Genomic DNA, 20,154 nt, shown 5'->3' on the forward strand with positions numbered 1-20,154 from the left:
ATTTTTAATAAAAACAAGGGCTTTTTGTTAAAAATTCAATAATGTGATTTTTTTCATATGAAATGTCGATTATTATTCAACGCATTGTAAATCAGAAATATAATACTTATTAAGATCGAGTAAAAATTAACATACAGTTAATATTAGTTAAATTTTATTTTACCAATTTTGCAGAAAATTTAAATCTAACTATTACTAACGATTATGAAATTAATCAACAAATCAATACTGACTGTAGCTATTACGCTATCTACAGCTAGTGTTTATTACGCTCAACAGGTTCAGGACACTGTAAAAGACACAAGGTCCAAAGATATTGAGGAGGTAATTTTACAAGGTGTAACCGATATCGCGAAGGATAGAAAGACACCGGTTGCTGCATCAACTATTAAGGCAGCACAGATTATAGAAAGATTGGGAAATCAAGAAATTACCGAGATCCTAAACACAACCCCTTCAGTTTATGCGACTAAATCGGGTGGAGGTTTTGGAGATGGTAGTATTACTATGAGAGGTTTCGAATCCAGAAACATTGCTGTAATGGTAAATGGTATGCCGGTAAATGATATGGAAGGAGGTACTGTATACTTCTCAAACTGGACAGGTTTACAAGATGTAACAAGTACTATTCAAACACAAAGAGGTTTAGGATCATCCAAATTAGCAATTGCTTCTGTTGGTGGAACAATTAATTATCTTACCCGTTCTGCTGATATGAAAAAAGGAGGAGTTATAAGATTGGGAGTTGGAAACAATGATTATCTAAAAACATCTTTTGCATATAATACTGGTAAAAGTGACAAAGGATGGTCTTCTTCAATTTTAATGAGCAGAATCTCAGGAGGAACTTATATAGAAAATACAGATTTTGAAGCATATGCATATTACTTTGCTTTAGGATGGGAGCCAAATAAAAAACATAACTTCCAGTTTACACTTACTTCTGCTCCTCAATGGCATGATCAAAGAACATTTGCTCCAACAATCGGCAATTACATCAGATATAATCCTGATAAAGATGGTACACCATACAGACAATACAATTCAGATTTTGGATATTATACTGATACAAATGGTGATCGTGTAGCATTAGCCAACAGATCCAATTATTATGCTAAGCCTGTAATGATGCTAAACTGGGACTGGAACATGAGTGAAAAGTCAAAACTAAGTACTGTACTTTATATGTCGAATGGTAGAGGCGGTGGAACAGGTGATTTAGGAAGAGTAAATAACCAGACCTTAGTAAATAATTTTACAGACAATACAGGACATTTTAATTATGACGCTGTTTTTGCTGCCAATGCAGCGGTTAATCCTTATGCACCAACTTCTCCAAATGGTGGAACACTTATCAGAAGAGCTAGTATAAACTCTCACAACTGGTATGGTATCTTAGCGAATTTCCAACATAAAATCAATGACAACTGGAATTTTTCAGTAGGTACTGACGATAGATATTATTATGGCTATCATTATCAAGTAGTATCTGATTTGTACGGAGCTACCGGTTATAAAGAAGGAGGAAATGCTAACGAGGCGCCTTATGTTGTTAGCAAAGCATATGACTACAAAAAGTTATCATGGAATCCGTTTGGAGGTTCAATTGCACCTCTAAATGAGCAGATTGGCTACAGTAATGATGGAGAAGTTTTGTGGTATAGTGGTTTTGGTCAATTAGAATATACAAATGATAAACTATCAGCATTTGTACAAGGATCAGTATCCAATCAAAGCTATCAGAGAATTGATAATTTTGTAAAAGATGGAAGTATTTTAAAAGGACAAACTGTAAATACAAAAACTGGATTTAAAGATCTTTTCGGGTTTAATATCAAAGGAGGAGCTAACTACAACATTAATGAGAATCATAATGTCTTTGCTAATATTGGATATTATAGTAGACAACCATTCTTAAATTCAGTTTATCCGAATAACCAGCAATTATTAAACCCTAATCTTACTAATGAAAAAGTATTTTCTACAGAGATTGGTTATGGATTCAGATCTCCTAAACTAAGTGCGAACATTAACTTATACCGAACTGAATGGGCTGATAGATGGCTAAGAAGATCAAATGTCCAATTCCAAGTTCCAGATGCTTCAACTCCTACAGGAACAAGAACTGTGAACGGATATACTGAGATTAATGGAATCACACAACTTCATATGGGAATTGAATTTGATGGAGTATATAAGCCTGTCTCTTTCCTAGACATAAATGCAATGGTTTCTATCGGCGATTATAAATATAAAGGTAATGCTACTGGTACAAACTTTGATGACAATAATAATCCTATTGATGGAGCAGCTAACACAACTTTATATTTAGATGGTGTGAAAGTAGGAGGAAGTAGTAACAATAGTATTCCACAATTTACTGCGTCTTTAGGAGCAACAGTAAGGCCAGTAAAAGACCTTAATATCTATGGAACTTGGAGATACGTTGGTGAAGTTTATTCAACGATCGATGCACAAACGTTCTCAAATGTGGCAAATCAGGAAAGAGGAACACTTAAATTACCAGATTTTAATCTTTTTGATATAGGTGCTTCTTATAAAATCAGATTAAGAAATCATGATCAGTATTTTACAGTTGGATTTAATATCTACAACTTATTAGATACAACCTATATTTCTGACGGTGCAACAAACATCTTTGGAAGTGATACTATTACTGCTAATAACGACCCTGATAAAGGTAAAACTTACGAGCAGGCAGGAAGAATGTATAAAGGAATTGCTGATGGTAACAGAGTATTCTTCGGATTCGGAAGAACTTGGGCAGCCAACCTTTCATTCAACTTCTAATAAAACATAGATTTTATAAATATCAATCCCGGCTTTTCGCCGGGATTTTTGTTATCTTTGCCACTAGAAAACAAGAAAAAATAGACTATGGACTTTTACAACATTTTGCTTAATGCTCACAAAGGATTCGGATATCTGGAAATACTTTTAGTGACCTTATTTGTTATCGCACTTTTAGCAACCATGTTTGGCTACAGCGGAAAAGTGAATAATTTCCTTAAGAAAACAACACTTTTCACAATGATCTTTTTCCATGTTCAGTTCTTGGCTGGGCTTGCTTTATTGCTTGTATCGCCAGGAGTAAAGACCGCTTTATCCGCAGGAACCTTAATGAGTGATTCTTATGCAAGATTCCAGTATGTAGAACATCCGTTTTCGATGCTGATCGCGGCTATTCTAATGACCGTTGTAAACAAAAAAGTAAAAACCAATCCTACCCTATCTCTGGGAGTGGTGATCATGGGACTGATCGCAGTAGGTTTATTTGCATTCGCGTTCCCGTGGGCCAGAGTCTTCGGGGCATAAATATATTAACATAAACAATTTTTAATTAAATCAATGAAAGTAGCTGTAGTAGGTTCAACAGGAATGGTTGGACAAGTTATGCTTAAAGTTCTCGAGGAGAGAAACTTCCCTGTCACAGAATTAATCCCGGTAGCATCCGAAAAATCTGTTGGTAAGAAGGTGAAGTATAAACAGGAAGAATTTACGATTGTAAGCATGAAAGACGCTATAGCTGCCAAACCTGATATCGCCATCTTCTCTGCCGGAGGTGCCACTTCACTAGAATTTGCTCCTCTTTTTGCCGAAGCGGGAACTACCGTGATCGACAATTCTTCTGCATGGAGAATGGATCCTGATAAGAAACTGGTCGTGCCGGAAATCAATGCAGATGTATTGACTAAAGAAGATAAGATCATTGCCAACCCGAACTGTTCTACCATTCAGCTTGTGATGGTTTTAGGGCCTTTAAATAAAAAATATGATCTGAAAAGAGTAATTGTTTCTACCTATCAGTCGGTTACAGGTACCGGAAAAGCTGCCGTAGATCAGCTGAATTCTGAGATCAGTGGTGATGAAACCATTGCCAAAGTATATCCTTATCAGATCTTTAAGAATGCTCTTCCTCACTGTGATGTTTTTGCAGATGATGATTATACCAAAGAAGAAATTAAACTGATGAAAGAACCTAAGAAAATTTTAGGTGATGACACATTTAATCTTACGGCAACAGCAGTAAGAGTACCGGTTCAGGGAGGCCATTCGGAAAGTGTAAACATTGAGTTTGAAAACGAATTCGACCTGGATGAAGTAAGAAAAATATTATCTGAAACCCCAGGAGTCGTGGTAGTAGATAATGTTAAGAACAATGAATACCCAATGCCGTTGTACTCGGAGGGTAAAGATGAGGTCTTTGTTGGGAGGATAAGACGGGATCTTTCACAACCCAAGACCCTGAATCTATGGATCGTGGCAGACAATCTTCGGAAAGGAGCCGCAACCAACGCAGTACAGATCGCAGAATATCTTGCAGCCAACAACTTAGTGTAAACTAACAAAACATAAAAGAGTCTCAGAATTGAGATTCTTTTTTTTATCAAACCTATGAACGTTCAGAAAAATAATAATAAAGATAAATTAGCCTTCCAGAAGCTTATTGCCGCATTTGGGGTTATTCTTTTTATCGGAAAGCTCATTGCATGGAAGCTTACCAGCTCAGATGCCGTATTTTCTGATGCCATGGAAAGTATCGTTAATGTCATCAGTGCTTTTATGGGATTATATTCTCTCTATTTAGCAGCAAAACCTAAAGATGAAGACCATCCTTACGGACACGGAAAAGTAGAGTTCGTTACTTCCGGTATCGAAGGTGCGCTGATTGCTATTGCCGGCATCATGATCATTTATGAAGGTATCAACAGCCTTATTACGGGCAAAATACTCCAGAAACTTGACTGGGGAATTGCCATTATTGCAGCCACAGCCGTTATTAATTATCTTTTAGGATATATCTCCATTAAAAAAGGAAAACAGGAGAACTCACATGTACTGATTTCATCCGGCAAACATCTTCAGTCGGATACCATTACGACATTAGGTGTTGTTATCAGTTTAGTGGTGGTTTATTTCACCAAAATTTACTGGCTGGATTCTGTTGTGGCGCTTTTCTTCGGATTTTACATCATCATTATCGGATATAAGATCATCCGAAAATCCCTGAGCGGTATTATGGATGAGCAGGATCCTGATCTTTTGAATCAGATCATTAAAGTGCTGGAAAACAACCGCCGAACGGAATGGATTGATGTACACAATATGAAAATCCAGCAATTCGGAGCGAATTTACATATCGATGCCCATATTACTCTGCCCTGGTATTACAGTCTGCGCGATGCCCATAATGAAATGGAAAAAATGATCATTCTTCTTGCTAAGAATACCAAAAGAAGTATTGAGTTCAACTTTCATATGGATGACTGCAAACCTATCTCCTGCCCTATCTGCCAGATCGCAGACTGCCCCGTACGTGAAAGGGATTTTGTAAAAAGAGTAACATGGACACCGGAAAATGTAACCTGTGTGGATAAACATACTGCTGAGGAATAAAGTATTTAATTACACTCTGTTAACGGCTTTATTGTTTAATTCCCAAGGCACTTTTATAAATGTTGATTTCTTTCTGAAGGTCGGCAATCAGCTTTGTTTTTTCATCCAGCTCTGCTATCACTTTAGAATCGGGATTAAGAATTAATTCGGGAGGATAATAATTAGTAAGTTCTGTAAGAAAATCATATTCCATAGCAATTCCGAGATTCCAGAGGATTCCGAACTGGAGGGAAGGTTGTTTGAAATAATTGGCGAGAGAAGAGGGGCTGATCGTCATTCGTCTTGCCACCTCAGCCTGGCTGAGCTTTTTATCCCGCATCACCTTTTTTACCAATTGCCCTATATGAGTATGTGGATGATTGCTTTTCCGAAGATATGTTCTATTGATCATAATATTTATTTTTCTTAATGGTTAGGTTTATAAATAGGTCGATTGACGTTGAGGACACCTCGCTATACGTCTTAGATATATCCATTGACGTTTAATATAGATAGAGACACGTCTTAAATATATCTGTCTGCGTCTTATAATAATACGTATACGTTTAAGATGTATAATTACATATGTTAAACGTATACGGATGGGTCTTAAACGTCTAAATATCTTTCTCAGACGTATACCGACGGTAATAAAACATCGGTATAATAAGTAAAAGAATCAGTGGCTGTATCACAAACCGTCTCAAATAAAATGAAAAGAGATATCCTATCTCAAATTGTGCATATATACAATATAAATAAACCGGAAATACAACTACAAAGACGATACACATCAATATGATGCCCTGAAAAGTCCATACTTTATTTTTAAACCAAAAAAAGATGATCATCGCTGAAAAGAAAAGGTTTAACCCAAATCTGAAAATATAGCTTAGAATCATTTTTCCCCATTCAAAGTGCGGAAAAGCAATATTCTTATTTGCTTCATGGAAATATTCAAGAAAAGGATCGTAAAAAATCCTGTCCTCAAATGCCCGTACTGCAATAAGTCCTGCAATTCCCACTAAAACAAAGAACCAGTTAAGTATTTTCATATTGTAACGCAAAAAATTTAATCCATATCAACCAAAGAAGCACAACGGTACCATAAATAACAGCCGGAAATATGTAATCGTGGGCGATCTTGCCATACTGACTGTAATCGGTCATTACCAAATTAAGTCCTACAATTCTCAAGACATTCATAAGATACAATATCAGAAGACCGGCCATTACAAAAAAGAAAGTTTTTTTACCCTTATAAAAAGCAAAAACAAAAGATACAAAAAGAATCATCACGGATATTGCATTGCATCCTTCCACCATTCTTGTCGCGTATATACCTTTCACTTTAAAATATACCTGCTCCCCTTTGATATCGTCAAAAAGCTCAGTAGGATATCCCAAATAGTTCTGAATATCCCTCACCTGCTCAGCAATGAAATGAGAAAATGAATCTAACCCTAGCTGTGCGAAACTGTTCAAATAAAATTGGTATACTAAAAGCAACACCACATAAACTGTGATGAAGCGTAATAAAATACTCAGTACCGGTTTGAAATCCTTTAACATAATGCAAAGATAAAAATTAGACTGTAATTTACTATATTTGTTTCGAATATGAATTTTGAAAACGCGAAACAGTTTTTTGAAAATACTACAGGAAAGAAATCTTCTGAGTTTATCACGTTAGCTCAAAGCGGTTCTGCGAGGGTGAATTTTCTGGCAGTCACCGAAGACAACAAATACATCGTTACCTGTAACGAAAATATAAGGGAAAATGAAGTTTTTTTATACTATTCAAAAATTTTCTCAGGTCTCCATCTAAATACTCCTTCCATTTGTGAAATTTCAAAGGACAGAAAAATGTACATCCAGGAATTTCTGGGAGAACAAACGCTTTCCGACATTATCGAAAAAGAAGGACTTTCGGAGAATGTAAAAAATTTGGTCAGACAGACTCTAGAAAAACTTTACCAGCTACAGTCTCTCACCCAGAATAAAATTGATTATGAAAAAGCTTTTGAATACGAACGGTATGATGAGCTTCCGGTAATTCACGATCTGTATTATTTTAAAAATTTCATCGCTGATGTTCTTGAGCTGGAATATCACAAATCTTCTTTACTGAAAGAATTTAAAAAAATAGCTGCACTGATTGAAAATTTACAACCTAAGGGTTTAATGATCCGTGATTTTCAGGCAAGAAACATTATGGTGAACGAATACAATAAAGTTTCATTCATTGATTACCAGTCTGCTATGGAAGGTCCTTTCATGTATGATGTAATCTCTTTTTTGTTTCAGGCTAAAGCTAATTTCCCTGAAGATTTTAAAAATGAAATGCTCGATTACTATATCAATCAGTTTGATGATAATGAGAAAAAGCTTCAACTAAGAGAATCGGTAAAACCGTTGCAGCTGATGAGATTTCTTCAGGTACTGGGCGCTTACGGTTTCAGAGGTTTGATACAGAGAAAACAACATTTCATAATAAGTCTCGAAAAAGGAATCAAAAACATTACTGCATTTGCTGAAACATGGGACGATATGAGAGACTACCCGGAACTGAAGAGAGTAATTGAACAATTAAGCCTGGATCGTACAAAATTTAAAATTGAGGAAATTTTGAACCATTAAGATTTTGTTTTAAGAAGTTAAGTTTAATTAAGCTTTATGACGAAAAAAGAAGTTACACAACTATCTTATGAGATAACAGGTTTTGCTATAAAAGTTCATAAAACTCTTGAGCCAGGCTTACTTGAAAGCATCTATGAAGAATGTCTGAAAATTGAACTTATAAAAAATGGATATAATGTAAAGCAACAACTTTATACTACAATCAATTATGAAGGCATTGATATAGAAACTAAATTAGTTGTTGATTTGCTTGTAAACGATATTGTTATTGTAGAATTAAAAGCCATTGAAGAAGTTCTTCCTATTCATGAAGCTCAATTATTGACATACATGAAGGTATTGAAAAAACCGCAAGGATTATTGATCAACTTCTTTACTGATAATATTACAAAATCTTTAAAACCTTTTATTAATGAGTATTTTAAAGGACTGCCAAACTGAATTTGATTTATCAAATCTTAATTAAACTTAACTTCTTAATAGACCTTAATGGTTAAATAAAAAAATAAATTAAAAAGAAATGCTACACATCGACATACACAGTTTTTCATACAAAAAAGGAGGAATTCCTAAAGACACAACAGGCAACGGCGGCGGCTTTACATTCGACTGCCGTGGAATTCTTAATCCCGGAAGAATTGAAGAATATAAGATCCAGACCGGAAATGATATCGGTGTTCAGGAATACCTGGAAACAAAAACCGATATGCCTAAATTTTTAGAACTAATCAAAAGCCTGATCTCGATTAATATTGATAATTATCTGGAAAGGGGCTTTGAGAATCTTCAGATCAACTTCGGATGTACGGGAGGACAGCACCGATCTGTATATTCTGCTATAAAAATAGCACATTTCATCGAAGAGAAATACGATAATAAAGTTGAAATTAGCCTTCATCACGATGAACAGCACCAACTTAATATAAGTAATAAGCAATAGGTAATAAGTAATATTTTTAACTTCGTTAAATTATTATCTATTACCTATATTTTACATCATCATTGATTACACATTACCAATTACTTATTACCCATAAAATATGAAGGCTTTAATTTTTGCGGCGGGAAAGGGAACCCGGCTGAAACCATTTACCGATCATCATCCTAAAGCTTTGGCGAAGGTAAATGATATTCCGCTTCTGGAAAGAAATATTAAATATTTAAAAAATTTCGGAATAAATGACTTTGTCATCAATATTCATCATTTTGGAAATCAAATAGTTGATTTTTTAAAGCGAAATGACAATTTTGGATGTAAAATAGAGATATCAGACGAATCCAATGAACTGTTGGAAACAGGTGGCGGCTTAATTTTTGCTAGAAAATTTCTCGATCATGGTGAAGATTTTCTGATCATGAACGCCGATATTCTTACAGATATGAACATCACCCATTTTGTAGAATACCACAAAAAGATAAAAGATTTTGCTACATTAGCTGTTTCGGACAGAGAAAGTTCGAGAAAACTGCTTTTCAATGATGAAATGATTTTAAGGGGCTGGCTTAATGTGCAAACCGGTGAACAGAGACTCGCGGAGTTCAATAAAGGTTTCAAAGCTCTTGCTTTCAGCGGAATTCACTGCATTAATCCTTTTATCTTTGAAAAAATTAAAAGAACAGGCAAATTTTCAGTGATGGAAGAATACCTTGATCTGATGCAGACTGAGCAGATTCATGGTTTTGTGCATGAAAGCATCCTTATTGATGTCGGAAAACCGCAATCCATAACAGAAGCCGAAAAATATTTTAAATAATTTGTAATGGGAATTGAAGGAACCAGAGACGAAAGTTTGGTAAATCCTGAACTTGATATTAATGAAACAAAGCTCCAGAATAGTCTGCGTCAGAAGACCTGGGACGAAACCATCACCAAAGACAGCTGGATGGTTTTCAAAGTAATGGCGGAATTTGTGGATGGTTATGAAAAATTGGCTAAGATAGGCCCGTGTGTTTCTATTTTTGGATCTGCAAGACTGAAACCTCAGAGCAAATATTATAAAATGGCGGTGGAAATCGCAGAGAAAATCACAAAAATCGGTTTCGGAATTATTACAGGAGGAGGCCCAGGAATTATGGAAGCAGGAAATAAAGGGGCTTTTAATGTTCAGGGCAAATCTATAGGCCTTAATATCGATCTTCCTTTTGAACAGCACTTCAATCCTTATATCAATAAATCATACTCCATGAACTTCGACTATTTCTTTGTAAGAAAGGTCATGTTTGTAAAATATTCCCAAGGATTTGTCGTGATGCCGGGAGGTTTCGGAACGTTGGATGAATTTACAGAGGCATTAACTTTAATTCAGACCAATAAAATAGGAAGATTCCCTATTGTGTTAGTAGGAACTGAATTCTGGAGTGGCTTGCTGGATTGGTTTAAAGCAACTTTACTTAAAGAAAAAATGATTCATGAAGAAGATCTCGATCTTTACCGTGTGGTAGATACCGCTGATGAAGCAGTCGCGCATATCAAAGCATTTTATGATAAGTATTCTGTAAATGTGAACTTTTAATTGGCATATTATTTGTCACCTTTAATAAACAATCATGATTGTAACTATATTATCTAAGATGAAAAATTATTTTTATATATCAGGAATATTAGCACTTTGTGTGTTAATGAGTTTCATGTATGTAGACTTTTTCTCTTCAATGACAAAAGTGGACTATATCGAAGGAAGCAAAACATTGAAGTTTACCACAAAAATGAATACCAATCATATTTCCGATGCTATTAAAATAAACCCTAATACGGCAGCTTTTGAGGCAGAAGTAAAAAAATATGTAAACAATAATTTTGATGTGTATGTCAATGGCTCTCCGAAAACGGTAACTTTCACGGGAAGTCAGGTAAGCGGAGAAACAGTATGGGTATATTTTGAGACCGGAGGCGTTTCAGATATCAATACCTTAAAAATTAAAAACACCATCCTTCTGAATGCTTTTCCAAAACAGATTAACCTTGTCAATATTGCTTATAAAGGAAAACAAAGGACAATGAATTTCCAACGGGGAAAAGAAGTGAATGAGGTTTCTTTTTAAAATTAAATAAATAATATCAACCACTGCTGATGCGGTGGTTTTTTATTTTAATGTAAACTTAAAGCTGCCTTTTTCAGACAGCTTTAAAGATTAATATTGCAACAATGATTATTGAACCGTGATATCATCTAATTGAACGGTTGTAGTAATTCCTGAACTGTTCCCCTGATATTTAAATACAATAAATCCATTTCCTGTAAGGTTAACCGGAAGGCTGAATGTACCCGCCGAAACGAAAGTTCCATATCCACTTGCAGGAGCGGTAGGAAATGTAAAATTTGATGTGATTTCATTCAATGTAGCAGTAGAGATATCTGAACCCGGAGTATAATTTGTTGTCGTATAAACTTTTAGGGCTACTCCATTGTAATATCCTACATTTACTCTGAATGAAAGAGAATTGGCAGCCGTAAAATCTACAGGAACCATAAAAAAAGTATCATAGGCTGTACCCGCTGTTCCACCGTTAGCCGAAAGCTGAATGTATTTATTGCTGCTAAAAGATCTTACTTCCCAATATCTGGATCCTGTATATGCATAATTTAAGTATTTAGGAAATGTATTGAAATACGGAGAAGAAGTATTGGCCGGATAACTTTCAAAATTTTCTGTAAATGATCCTGAATAAGAAATAGTAGTACCTCCTAAAACACCTTCTGCAAAACGTGATCTGGTAAAATTAATATCACTAATTCCTCTGATTATATTTTGGTAAGGAGTTGCTCCGGTTCCATATTTGCTCACAACGAAAGTAATATCTCCGCTTTTATCAGGAATAACATAAGAAGTTGGTTTGAAGAAACCATCAGTTCTTAAAATACCCGTGTTTCCGGCAGCATCAACCAAAGTCCTGTTTGTATCGACAAAAGCTCCGGATGCATCTTTATTCATTAAAGGTAAACCTACTTCATTTTTTACAAACTGAACATTTTTAACAGTTGCCAATGTATTTACATACTTCGGATCCTTGATCTGAGCCAATGTCAGTTCCTGAGGAACTATGTTTGCGATATCAAGGCCTGCTCCATTACAAACACCTGAAATATATCTGCTGATAATAGATTCAGGAATTCTACCGATTGCATAATCAGGATCTTTAACTCCCAAAGTGATTACATCGCTTGATTTCCCGATTACCATTCCGTTTGCCCGGATTCTGATGTGTGATCCGACAGGAAAATCAGCATAGTTCAGGGATTTATTGATCCCCACAACCAATCCTACCGTTGGATTTTGTGGTTTATCCTGGAAAACAAGTGTTTTATAAAAGTTTCCATTCCCATCAGAAGAAACAACATATCCGTCAAAAATTACTTCAGGGTGTGTGCCGTCCTGAGCAGGAACCGTGTATACACCGGAAGCCGGCGATAGTGCCACAAACTCAGCCATCGTCATGGTAGGAGCATTAAATTTATTATTACATACAATTTCCGGTGCATCCCATTTATCGTCATGAATGCAGGAAAGCTGGACAGCTCCTAATACGGCTATTCCCAAACTGATTTTTAAGAAATTTTTTATATTCATTTTTTTATGTTTCTGTGATTAATTTTTAGAATCTAAGCTGTAGATTTACGAAATAAGAGCGTCCTTGCGTATACCAGTATTTTGGAGCGAAATTAGGATATCTGCTATTGTAGTCATTTTCAAAATCTACATTACCATTTGCACTTCTTATTTGTTCAAAACCACCGGTAATATATTTCCTGTTATCCAATATATTATTCACTGAACCGGAGATCATAACATAATATTTGCCTGCAATCCAGGATTTTCCGACGTTTGCATTTACGAAGAATGATGAAGGAAGCTTTACCTGTTGCATGTATCGCTCTATTTTCGGATCATCAAGATTAATAAAAGGCGTACTGCTGCTATTGTTTTGAATGAATTCATCTGTTCTGAGAATCGCAGAAGGATCGAGATTATTATCATCAAGATAATTCCAGTTAGCTCCAAACCACCAATATTTCGGAGAACTGTATCTGAATCCTGCAGAGAAAGCTTTTTGGGCAGTTCCTCCAACTTTAAAATCTTTTATATAGGCAGTTCCTAAGTTTGCATAAGGAGCCGCCATTACATCTGAAGAAATATATACATCCGGATTGTTTGTATATTTATATTCTCCCCAGCTTGCAACACCCTGTAATGAAAGAGTGGGTAATACTTTTATGTCAACCCCCAATTCTGCCCCCATGCTTCTCTTATTTACATTAGACATGGTCTGCGTAACAAATGCGCTGGCTGTTTTATCCTCTGTTCCTGCATCTGCCTCGGAAATATTAATCACTAAGCCGTCTGCAAAGAACCGCTGAACACTGGTGTCATTTTGTGTATTTACAAGATATCCTGTAGCTCTTAATTTCAGCAAAGGCGTTGAGATAACATAACTTAAATCATTTGCGATGACAACAGAACTTTTAATATTTGGGACGGAATAATTGTTTACTCTTGGATTGATAAAGATATCTTCTAAGAAAGGCGCCTGAGAAAAATAGGCTCCATTGTAGACAAAGAAATTTCTCCCGTTAAGCCTATAAACAGCCTGCCCTTTTACACCATAATTCCAATAATCGTAATCCTTGCTTTTTCCGAAAGAGTTGTTCTGGTAAAGATAATTTTTAAAAAGACCTTCTCTGTTTGATGTAGAATAGCCTAAAAGAGCACTAACGAATATATCAAATTGTCCGGATGATAATTTCACTTCGGGATTTACTTTTACATCCTGTCTTCTAAGAATATAATCATAATTGATCTTATCGCTAACATGTTTCGCCAATTGTGAATCATTTATATTATAAAATCCGGAAGATCCTGCTTTATTAGAATCCGCATACGGATCGACATTCAGTGCAAAATCAGCTCCCAAAAGATCATTAACCTCTCTATAATATTCTGATTTGAAATTCTGATAAGAAACGTTTAATAAAAATTTTGTCTTATCGTTTAAATTATAAGTGTAATGTGTTGTTGCATTTAAAATTTTATCATCACTTACATCATTGACTAAAAAATATTTAGCTCTTCTTCCTGTAAGACCGTATCTTGTTGACATTTCTGCCTGATCAACAGCATCATTTGCCTGATTTGCCGCGTACAATGCGTTCCAGTTGATCTGAGTAAAGTCCTGATTATTATTGAGCCAATTATCATTTGCTGCCTGATATGCTTCGAATAGTTTTTCATAGTTAACAGCCGGTGTATTATTATGATATTGACTATAGATAATACTGTTCAGATAATAACTAGGCAATTTTTTGTAGTAAGTCGGTGAAGGATTCTGGGCATTCTGCCAGTCTAATCTAGAACCTTTATCTTTTCCGAATTGGTAAGAGATTGTAGTCCACAAATTTGATTTACTATTGATTTTCAGGAAATCCTGTAACTGGAAAATAGGCTGAAAGCCTTTTCTCACCCGTTCATTTCTCTTTTCTCCATCCTGCCATCCCCAGTAAGAATTGTAGTGTACCCCTCTGTAATCGTAAACTTCCTGAGTACTTGGACTTGATGTTGATCTTCTGTAAGGTGAAGCAAAAGCATTAAAAGTAATGCTATGATTGTCATTGATTTTCTTTTCAATACCTAAATAAGTTCCATACGCATCATAAAAAGTTCCTTCCTGAATCCCTTCTTCAGCCCATCTTTTAGCACCCATAACCGTAAATGCCCAGCCTTTTCTGTTCATCCCCGAAGTATATCGTAAAGAAACTCTTTGACGATAATTCCTGTTGGTAACGGAATATGTAGCCTGAAATCCTTTTCTGTACTCGCTGGCTTTCGTATTTTTATAAATGATCCCATTAGCACCACCAAAAGCATATTCAGAGGGAGAATGGTTGGCAGAAATTTCCGGATATCTTACAATTTCATTAAGACCTCCCCAATTAGAAAAATCAACATTGCCATTATCTGATTTTACCATTGAAGCACCGTTCAATATATTTTCAGAAGTTCTGCCGTCAATTCCTCTTGGTCGGAACCAGTAAAATCCCAAATCAAACGCAGAAATTCTGTTGAATACATCTTGAGAAGATTGAAGTAAGCCTACAGTAGAAACCTGATTGCTGGTTTCACCATCATCTCCGCCCGTGTCGATAATTGCTAAACCCTGATCTGCAGCTGTAAGTACAGAATAGAGGGTAATCACTCCAAGATTCTTCTGCTTCTCATTGTCCATCACATCAAACTCCATTATTTTTGTTTCGTAATTTGGTTTTGTGATTACAATTTGGTAGTGTCCTGGCATCAGATCAACAAATTGGAAATATCCGATTTTGTCCGCCGTCACATCATTGTCTTTCCCTTTAATATCTACCTCTGCCCTTTCGACAGGTTTCCCATTATCATCCTTAATATACGCAAATACAGTACTCTGCGCAAAATAATATGAAGCTGGAAACAGAGTAAATAAAGAGACTAATGATAATTTTTTCATCATGAGTAATTTATTTAAATTTTTTTTCTTCTTAGTTTTCGAGCTTAAAAGTTTAGGGCGACAAATTTAAATAAAGTTTACATTTTATCATAAAAACAGTCGTTTTTTTTATTAATATTGCAATAAACAAAACCAAAACCACAAGTTACAGTCAAACAAAACGCGTTTAATTTAATGATTAATCAAAGTATTATAATTATAAATAATTAAATTTTAAGATTAAATAATTATTAATGATAATTTAAAATAATGAAGAAATTTTCGAGTTTATTGGCCGTCATTTTTTCGGTCATGACATTCTCTCAACAGCACGGAACACTGAGAAAAGTTGCAACAGTAGGATTTTTGAATGTTGAAAACCTTTGGGACACGATTCGCTCAGCAGATTATATTGATGGAACAAGAGACATTAAAAATCCTGCATTTCACAGGAGTATCCCTTTGGATTCTATTAAATTTTTAGAGGCAGAAAAATATGACGGCATATGGAGTGACGGAGCATTAATCGACAAAAAAGTAATAAGATATCAAACCGGATCTGATGAATTTACTCCGAAAAGTGCAAAAAATTATAACACTAAGGTTTATAAAACAAAACTTGCCAACGAAGCAAAAGTCATTTCAGAAATGGGCGCTCAGTACACAAAAACTGCTCCGGCAGTAGTAGGACTCATTGAAGTTGAAAACAGGCAGGTAATTGAAGATCTCATTAAAGAACCTGCATTAAAGAAATATGACTACGGTATTATTCATTACAATTCTTACGATTATCGGGGAATTGATGTCGCGCTTATTTATCACAAGAGAAGATTTACGCCCACCAACTCATTAAAAAAAGAACTTAAAATTTTCGGCGACAATGGAAAAAGGGAGTATACCAGAGATATTTTGGTAGTTACCGGTTTTCTTGATAATGAAAAAGTAGCATTTTTCATGAATCACTGGCCGTCCAGGAGAGGAGGTGAAGCAGTTTCACTTCCTAAAAGAAATGCTGCTGCAGCCTTATTGAAACAGCAAATGGACAGTGTACGAGCAGCAGATCCTGACACAAAGTTATTTGCTATGGGTGATTTTAATGACGATCCGGTAAGTTCAAGCTTAAAAAATTACCTTAAAGCCCAGCCAAGTCCGAAGGAATTAAGCCAAACAACTCCTTATCTTAATTTAATGTATCCTTTGTACAAAAAGGGCGTAGCATCTCTGGCCTATCAGGATGCACCCAATTTATTTGATCAGATCATTGTTTCTAAAAACCTGATATCCGATCAGGTAACAAAAGAATATTCAGTATACAAAGCAGAAATTTTCGCTCCTGCTTATCTTATAAACAAAGAAGGGAACTACAGAGGTTATCCCTTCAGATCCTGGAACGGCGATCAGTTTACAGGAGGATACAGTGACCACTTTCCGGCATTCGTAGTTCTCCAGAAAGAGCCATAAAATTAAGGTACTCATTTGAGTATTTTTTGTATAACTTTATGTCTATGAAAAATTTAGTTGTAATATGTATCCTTTCTCTTCTATCATTTAACTGTTCGGCCCAGACTGATCATAAAAATGACAAAGAGAAATCCGAAATGAAACCTTCAAAAAATGAAGATGGCGAATGGGATCTTACCGTAATTGATACACAATTCGATTATTTTCTGAATGCTGTTGCAAAGCCAATCAACCAGTATTCTGAATCTTATTTAAAGAGCAGAAATATATTATTGGTTTCCGAATGGAATTCCTATTATACATCAGGAAAGTACAGAAACATTATCGAATCTTCCATCGATTATGATCCCAAAGAAAAATACGGATTAAAATTTGAATACAAGCTGTATCAGGTTTTCGCCTATGTAAACTGGAAATACGGTTTGAGAATGAATGGATTGTCAGGAAGCGACGCAACACGATATTAAAAAAGGTTCAGAGCAATTCTGAACCTTTTTCATTTTTATAAATAGTTTTAAATTATTTGTTGAATAATTCCTCAACTTTATCCCAGTTTACCACATCAAAAAATGCAGCTACATAGTCGGGTCTTCTGTTTTGGTAGTTCAGGTAATAAGCATGTTCCCAAACGTCAAGTCCTAGAACCGGAGTTCCTTTTACGTCCGCAACAGGCATTAAAGGATTATCCTGATTCGGTGTTGACGTTACGACAACAGAACCGTCACCATTTTTTACCAGCCAAGCCCATCCTGAACCGAATCTTGTTTTTGCAGCATCAGAAAAATCAGTTTTGAATTTTTCGAAACCACCGAATGCTTCAATAGCAGCTTTTACATTTCCTACAGGCTCTTTGCTTCCTCCAGGGGTAAGGATTTCCCAGAATAAAGTATGATTAAAATGTCCTCCTCCGTTGTTTCTTACAGCAGGTTTATCAGTTCCTGTCTGGCATATTTCTTCAATGCTTTTTCCTTCAAGATCAGTTCCTTTAATAGCATTGTTTAAGTTGTCGATATATGCCTGATGATGTTTTGTATGGTGGATTTCCATTGTTTTTGCATCAATAGTAGGCTCTAATGCATCGTACGCATATCCTAGTTTTGGTAATTCAAATGACATAATTTTATTTTTAATGTTATTAACCCAAATTTAACCATAAATAAGCCGATATTCAAAAAACAGGTATTACTTTAATAAATCTTTAACATTGATATATTGATTTAGAATGAATTAATTTTTAATTCAGTAATGAAGTCAGAAGTTCAAGCGTATATAAAACAAAAGCACGAACCAATTGATCCGTGCTTTCTATTTAACAAAATAAATTAATTATTATTTATTCATCGACATCAGGAATTCTTCATTATTTAAAGTTCCTTTGATGTTTTTATCAACAAATTCCATTGCTTCGATAGGATTCATTTCAGAAAGATATTTTCTTAAAATCCACATTCTCTGCGAAGTAACCTCATCAAGGAGTAAATCATCTCTACGCGTGCTTGACGCAACGAGATCAATGGCCGGATAAATTCTTCTGTTGGCAATTTTCCTGTCAAGCTGAAGTTCCATATTTCCTGTTCCTTTGAATTCTTCAAAGATTACTTCATCCATTTTAGACCCTGTATCAATAAGCGCTGTTGCAATGATCGTTAAAGAACCGCCTCCTTCAATTTTTCTGGCTGCCCCGAAAAATCTTTTCGGCTTGTGAAGAGCATTAGCATCCACCCCTCCGGAAAGCACTTTCCCAGATGCCGGTGTTACCGTATTATAAGCTCTTGCTAATCTTGTAATAGAATCTAACAAAATTACAACATCATGCCCACATTCTACCATTCTCTGAGCTTTTGCCAGGACTAGGTTAGCCACCTTTACGTGTTTCTCTGCTGCTTCATCAAAGGTTGATGCGATAACTTCCGCATTTACACTTCTTTCCATGTCGGTAACTTCTTCAGGACGTTCGTCGATCAGTAGTACCATCATGTAAACTTCAGGATGATTGGCAGCAATAGAGTTCGCAATATCCTTCAACAACATGGTTTTACCTGTTTTCGGCTGGGCAACGATCATCGCTCTCTGTCCTTTCCCGATCGGCGCGAATAAATCAACTACCCTGGTGGAAATTGTGGAACCTTTTCCTGCCAGATTAAATTTTTCCTGTGGGAAAAGCGGAGTTAAATATTCAAAGGCTACACGGTCTTTGATAAAAGCCAGATCACGTCCGTTGACTTCAGTTGGTCTTAATAAAGAAAAATATTTTTCACCTTCTTTAGGTAATCTTACGATTCCTTTTACGGTATCCCCAGTCTTCAGACCGAAATTTCTGATCTGAGCCGTAGAAACATACACATCGTCCGGCGAAGAAATATAACTGAAATCTGATGAACGTAAAAATCCGTAATTATCCGGTAAAATCTCCAGAACACCTTCAATGCTAACCATTCCGTCGAAACTGAATTCTTTTTTCTGTTCCTGCTGGTCATCGTTTTTCTCAGAATGCTGCTGTTGCTGCTTATTCTGGTTCTGGTTTTGATTCTGGTGATTGTTTTTATTTTGATTTCCGTTGTTATGCGGATTGTTGTTTTGTCCTTTCTGAGGTCTGGCCTGATGATTTTGAGGGATATTTGGCCTTTCTTCTGCCGGAGCAGGTTCTTGAGATTCTGTGTTTTTTTGGGTTTCAGGTTTTTCCGGTTGAGCTTCTGCAGTAGCAGTATTGGTTGCCGGAACCCTTTTCCTTTTTTTCTTCGCTGTAGAGGCAGGGTTTTCTTCTGCTGCGGTTGCCGTTTCGGCTTTTATTTCCTCTTGTTGAGGTTCTTCAGAAGGTTTTTCTTCTGTCTCTATCTTTTCTTCAGCCTTTGGTTGTTCTGCTTTTGCCTCCGCTTTGGGTTTAGCTGTCGTTTTCTTGGGAGCAGCTTTTCTGGCAGGTGCTTTTGCGGGTTTTTCCGCGGCTTTTTCTTCAGCAGTTATACTGGTTTCTGTAGTGTTGAAATATTCTTTCGCCACTTTTGGATTTGAAGCCTGAAAGTCAAGAATTGCAAAGATTTTGTCATTTTCAGTGCTGTTTCTTGCAACTTTAACGCCCAAATCCTTTAAGATTTTAGTCAGCTCCGTTACGGATTTTGACCTTAACGTTTCAATGTTAAACATATTTAATGTAAAAAATGTAATTAATTGTGAGTAAGAAAAGTAAGTCCGGTGACTTTTGT

At 35.8% G+C, this 20,154-nt stretch carries 19 protein-coding genes; 12 read left to right on the plus strand and 7 right to left on the minus strand.

Annotated features, from left to right (window positions below; translation table 11 throughout):
- Nucleotides 1-204: 204 nt before the first annotated feature.
- From BMW64_RS10835 to BMW64_RS10850, 4 genes are all read left to right on the plus strand, one after another.
- Nucleotides 205-2,811, plus strand: a complete 2,607-nt coding sequence (locus BMW64_RS10835) for a TonB-dependent receptor (protein WP_089999979.1) — start codon at nucleotides 205-207, stop codon at nucleotides 2,809-2,811.
- Nucleotides 2,812-2,898: 87 nt separating this feature from the next.
- Nucleotides 2,899-3,336, plus strand: a complete 438-nt coding sequence (locus tag BMW64_RS10840) for a hypothetical protein (RefSeq protein WP_089999980.1) — start codon at nucleotides 2,899-2,901, stop codon at nucleotides 3,334-3,336.
- Nucleotides 3,337-3,369: 33 nt separating this feature from the next.
- Nucleotides 3,370-4,362 carry an aspartate-semialdehyde dehydrogenase gene (locus BMW64_RS10845; RefSeq protein ID WP_089999981.1) on the plus strand — a complete coding sequence of 331 codons (993 nt, stop codon included), beginning with the start codon at nucleotides 3,370-3,372 and terminating at the stop codon, nucleotides 4,360-4,362.
- Between the two features lie 54 nt (nucleotides 4,363-4,416).
- On the plus strand, nucleotides 4,417-5,418 hold the full coding sequence (locus BMW64_RS10850) for a cation diffusion facilitator family transporter (RefSeq protein ID WP_089999982.1): 1,002 nt from the start codon (nucleotides 4,417-4,419) through the stop codon (nucleotides 5,416-5,418).
- Nucleotides 5,419-5,446: 28 nt separating this feature from the next.
- On the opposite strand, the gene BMW64_RS10855 is transcribed toward BMW64_RS10850, so the two are convergent.
- The 3 genes from BMW64_RS10855 to xrtF form a co-directional block, all read right to left on the minus strand.
- Nucleotides 5,447-5,809 carry a helix-turn-helix domain-containing protein gene (locus tag BMW64_RS10855; protein ID WP_089999983.1) on the minus strand — a complete coding sequence of 121 codons (363 nt, stop codon included), beginning with the start codon at nucleotides 5,807-5,809 and terminating at the stop codon, nucleotides 5,447-5,449.
- A 205-nt stretch (nucleotides 5,810-6,014) separates the two neighbouring features.
- Complete coding sequence (locus BMW64_RS10860; protein WP_089999984.1) at nucleotides 6,015-6,452, minus strand: exosortase F system-associated membrane protein; 438 nt, start codon at nucleotides 6,450-6,452, stop codon at nucleotides 6,015-6,017.
- A complete protein-coding gene (gene xrtF, locus BMW64_RS10865) occupies nucleotides 6,439-6,969 on the minus strand; it encodes an exosortase family protein XrtF (RefSeq protein WP_089999985.1) in 531 nt (176 codons plus the stop codon). Before xrtF ends, BMW64_RS10860 begins: the two co-directional genes overlap by 14 nt.
- A gap of 48 nt (nucleotides 6,970-7,017) precedes the next feature.
- Between xrtF and BMW64_RS10870 the strand changes: the two genes are divergently transcribed.
- The 6 genes from BMW64_RS10870 to BMW64_RS10895 all read left to right on the plus strand — a co-directional run bounded on the left by BMW64_RS10870 (nucleotide 7,018) and on the right by BMW64_RS10895 (nucleotide 11,079).
- The gene (locus tag BMW64_RS10870; RefSeq protein WP_089999986.1) at nucleotides 7,018-8,037 is read left to right on the plus strand and encodes an aminoglycoside phosphotransferase family protein; all 1,020 of its coding nucleotides are present in this window, start codon (nucleotides 7,018-7,020) and stop codon (nucleotides 8,035-8,037) included.
- A 36-nt stretch (nucleotides 8,038-8,073) separates the two neighbouring features.
- Complete coding sequence (locus BMW64_RS10875) at nucleotides 8,074-8,478, plus strand: GxxExxY protein (protein WP_089999987.1); 405 nt, start codon at nucleotides 8,074-8,076, stop codon at nucleotides 8,476-8,478.
- 79 nt (nucleotides 8,479-8,557) lie between these two features.
- Nucleotides 8,558-8,977, plus strand: a complete 420-nt coding sequence (locus BMW64_RS10880) for a RapZ C-terminal domain-containing protein (protein ID WP_089999988.1) — start codon at nucleotides 8,558-8,560, stop codon at nucleotides 8,975-8,977.
- A 100-nt stretch (nucleotides 8,978-9,077) separates the two neighbouring features.
- Entirely contained in the window at nucleotides 9,078-9,791 is a 714-nt protein-coding gene (locus BMW64_RS10885; RefSeq protein ID WP_089999989.1) for a nucleotidyltransferase family protein, read from the plus strand.
- A gap of 6 nt (nucleotides 9,792-9,797) precedes the next feature.
- Nucleotides 9,798-10,550 (plus strand): LOG family protein, encoded by a 753-nt coding sequence (locus BMW64_RS10890; protein WP_089999990.1) that lies wholly within the window; start codon nucleotides 9,798-9,800, stop codon nucleotides 10,548-10,550.
- 58 nt (nucleotides 10,551-10,608) lie between these two features.
- The gene (locus BMW64_RS10895) at nucleotides 10,609-11,079 is read left to right on the plus strand and encodes a DUF6702 family protein (RefSeq protein WP_177175270.1); all 471 of its coding nucleotides are present in this window, start codon (nucleotides 10,609-10,611) and stop codon (nucleotides 11,077-11,079) included.
- A gap of 108 nt (nucleotides 11,080-11,187) precedes the next feature.
- Here BMW64_RS10895 and BMW64_RS10900 read toward each other — a convergent pair whose 3' ends face one another.
- Nucleotides 11,188-12,606, minus strand: coding sequence for a M949_1556 family lipoprotein (locus BMW64_RS10900; RefSeq protein WP_089999992.1), 1,419 nt, complete (start codon nucleotides 12,604-12,606; stop codon nucleotides 11,188-11,190).
- A gap of 25 nt (nucleotides 12,607-12,631) precedes the next feature.
- The gene (locus BMW64_RS10905) at nucleotides 12,632-15,517 is read right to left on the minus strand and encodes a carboxypeptidase-like regulatory domain-containing protein (RefSeq protein WP_089999993.1); all 2,886 of its coding nucleotides are present in this window, start codon (nucleotides 15,515-15,517) and stop codon (nucleotides 12,632-12,634) included.
- A gap of 246 nt (nucleotides 15,518-15,763) precedes the next feature.
- On the opposite strand from BMW64_RS10905, the gene BMW64_RS10910 reads away from it, so the two are divergent.
- Both BMW64_RS10910 and BMW64_RS10915 read left to right on the plus strand, forming a co-directional pair.
- Nucleotides 15,764-16,954: an endonuclease/exonuclease/phosphatase family protein gene (locus tag BMW64_RS10910; RefSeq protein ID WP_089999994.1), complete on the plus strand. Its 1,191-nt coding sequence runs from the start codon at nucleotides 15,764-15,766 to the stop codon at nucleotides 16,952-16,954.
- Nucleotides 16,955-16,998: 44 nt separating this feature from the next.
- A complete protein-coding gene (locus BMW64_RS10915) occupies nucleotides 16,999-17,421 on the plus strand; it encodes a DUF6146 family protein (RefSeq protein WP_089999995.1) in 423 nt (140 codons plus the stop codon).
- A 52-nt stretch (nucleotides 17,422-17,473) separates the two neighbouring features.
- On the opposite strand, the gene BMW64_RS10920 is transcribed toward BMW64_RS10915, so the two are convergent.
- Together BMW64_RS10920 and rho are read right to left on the minus strand one after the other, a co-directional pair.
- Nucleotides 17,474-18,070: a superoxide dismutase gene (locus tag BMW64_RS10920; RefSeq protein ID WP_089999996.1), complete on the minus strand. Its 597-nt coding sequence runs from the start codon at nucleotides 18,068-18,070 to the stop codon at nucleotides 17,474-17,476.
- A gap of 213 nt (nucleotides 18,071-18,283) precedes the next feature.
- On the minus strand, nucleotides 18,284-20,095 hold the full coding sequence (gene rho / locus BMW64_RS10925) for a transcription termination factor Rho (RefSeq protein ID WP_089999997.1): 1,812 nt from the start codon (nucleotides 20,093-20,095) through the stop codon (nucleotides 18,284-18,286).
- Nucleotides 20,096-20,154 lie beyond the last annotated feature (59 nt).

It is taken from the genome of Chryseobacterium taichungense (genome assembly GCF_900109935.1).
Classification (GTDB): Bacteria; Bacteroidota; Bacteroidia; order Flavobacteriales; family Weeksellaceae; genus Chryseobacterium; species Chryseobacterium taichungense.

Bases quoted from the DNA above. Each gene is read 5' to 3' on its own strand.
- BMW64_RS10835 (WP_089999979.1), top strand. From the start codon at position 205: ATGAAATTAATCAACAAATCAATACTGACTGTAGCTATTACGCTATCT.
- BMW64_RS10915 (WP_089999995.1), top strand. From the start codon at position 16,999: ATGAAAAATTTAGTTGTAATATGTATCCTTTCTCTTCTATCATTTAAC.
- BMW64_RS10905 (WP_089999993.1), bottom strand. From the start codon at position 15,517: ATGATGAAAAAATTATCATTAGTCTCTTTATTTACTCTGTTTCCAGCT.
- BMW64_RS10850 (WP_089999982.1), top strand. From the start codon at position 4,417: ATGAACGTTCAGAAAAATAATAATAAAGATAAATTAGCCTTCCAGAAG.
- BMW64_RS10870 (WP_089999986.1), top strand. From the start codon at position 7,018: ATGAATTTTGAAAACGCGAAACAGTTTTTTGAAAATACTACAGGAAAG.
- BMW64_RS10845 (WP_089999981.1), top strand. From the start codon at position 3,370: ATGAAAGTAGCTGTAGTAGGTTCAACAGGAATGGTTGGACAAGTTATG.
- BMW64_RS10855 (WP_089999983.1), bottom strand. From the start codon at position 5,809: ATGATCAATAGAACATATCTTCGGAAAAGCAATCATCCACATACTCAT.
- BMW64_RS10860 (WP_089999984.1), bottom strand. From the start codon at position 6,452: ATGAAAATACTTAACTGGTTCTTTGTTTTAGTGGGAATTGCAGGACTT.
- xrtF (WP_089999985.1), bottom strand. From the start codon at position 6,969: ATGTTAAAGGATTTCAAACCGGTACTGAGTATTTTATTACGCTTCATC.
- BMW64_RS10910 (WP_089999994.1), top strand. From the start codon at position 15,764: ATGAAGAAATTTTCGAGTTTATTGGCCGTCATTTTTTCGGTCATGACA.
- BMW64_RS10880 (WP_089999988.1), top strand. From the start codon at position 8,558: ATGCTACACATCGACATACACAGTTTTTCATACAAAAAAGGAGGAATT.
- BMW64_RS10885 (WP_089999989.1), top strand. From the start codon at position 9,078: ATGAAGGCTTTAATTTTTGCGGCGGGAAAGGGAACCCGGCTGAAACCA.
- BMW64_RS10840 (WP_089999980.1), top strand. From the start codon at position 2,899: ATGGACTTTTACAACATTTTGCTTAATGCTCACAAAGGATTCGGATAT.
- BMW64_RS10875 (WP_089999987.1), top strand. From the start codon at position 8,074: ATGACGAAAAAAGAAGTTACACAACTATCTTATGAGATAACAGGTTTT.
- BMW64_RS10890 (WP_089999990.1), top strand. From the start codon at position 9,798: ATGGGAATTGAAGGAACCAGAGACGAAAGTTTGGTAAATCCTGAACTT.
- BMW64_RS10895 (WP_177175270.1), top strand. From the start codon at position 10,609: ATGAAAAATTATTTTTATATATCAGGAATATTAGCACTTTGTGTGTTA.
- BMW64_RS10900 (WP_089999992.1), bottom strand. From the start codon at position 12,606: ATGAATATAAAAAATTTCTTAAAAATCAGTTTGGGAATAGCCGTATTA.
- rho (WP_089999997.1), bottom strand. From the start codon at position 20,095: ATGTTTAACATTGAAACGTTAAGGTCAAAATCCGTAACGGAGCTGACT.
- BMW64_RS10920 (WP_089999996.1), bottom strand. From the start codon at position 18,070: ATGTCATTTGAATTACCAAAACTAGGATATGCGTACGATGCATTAGAG.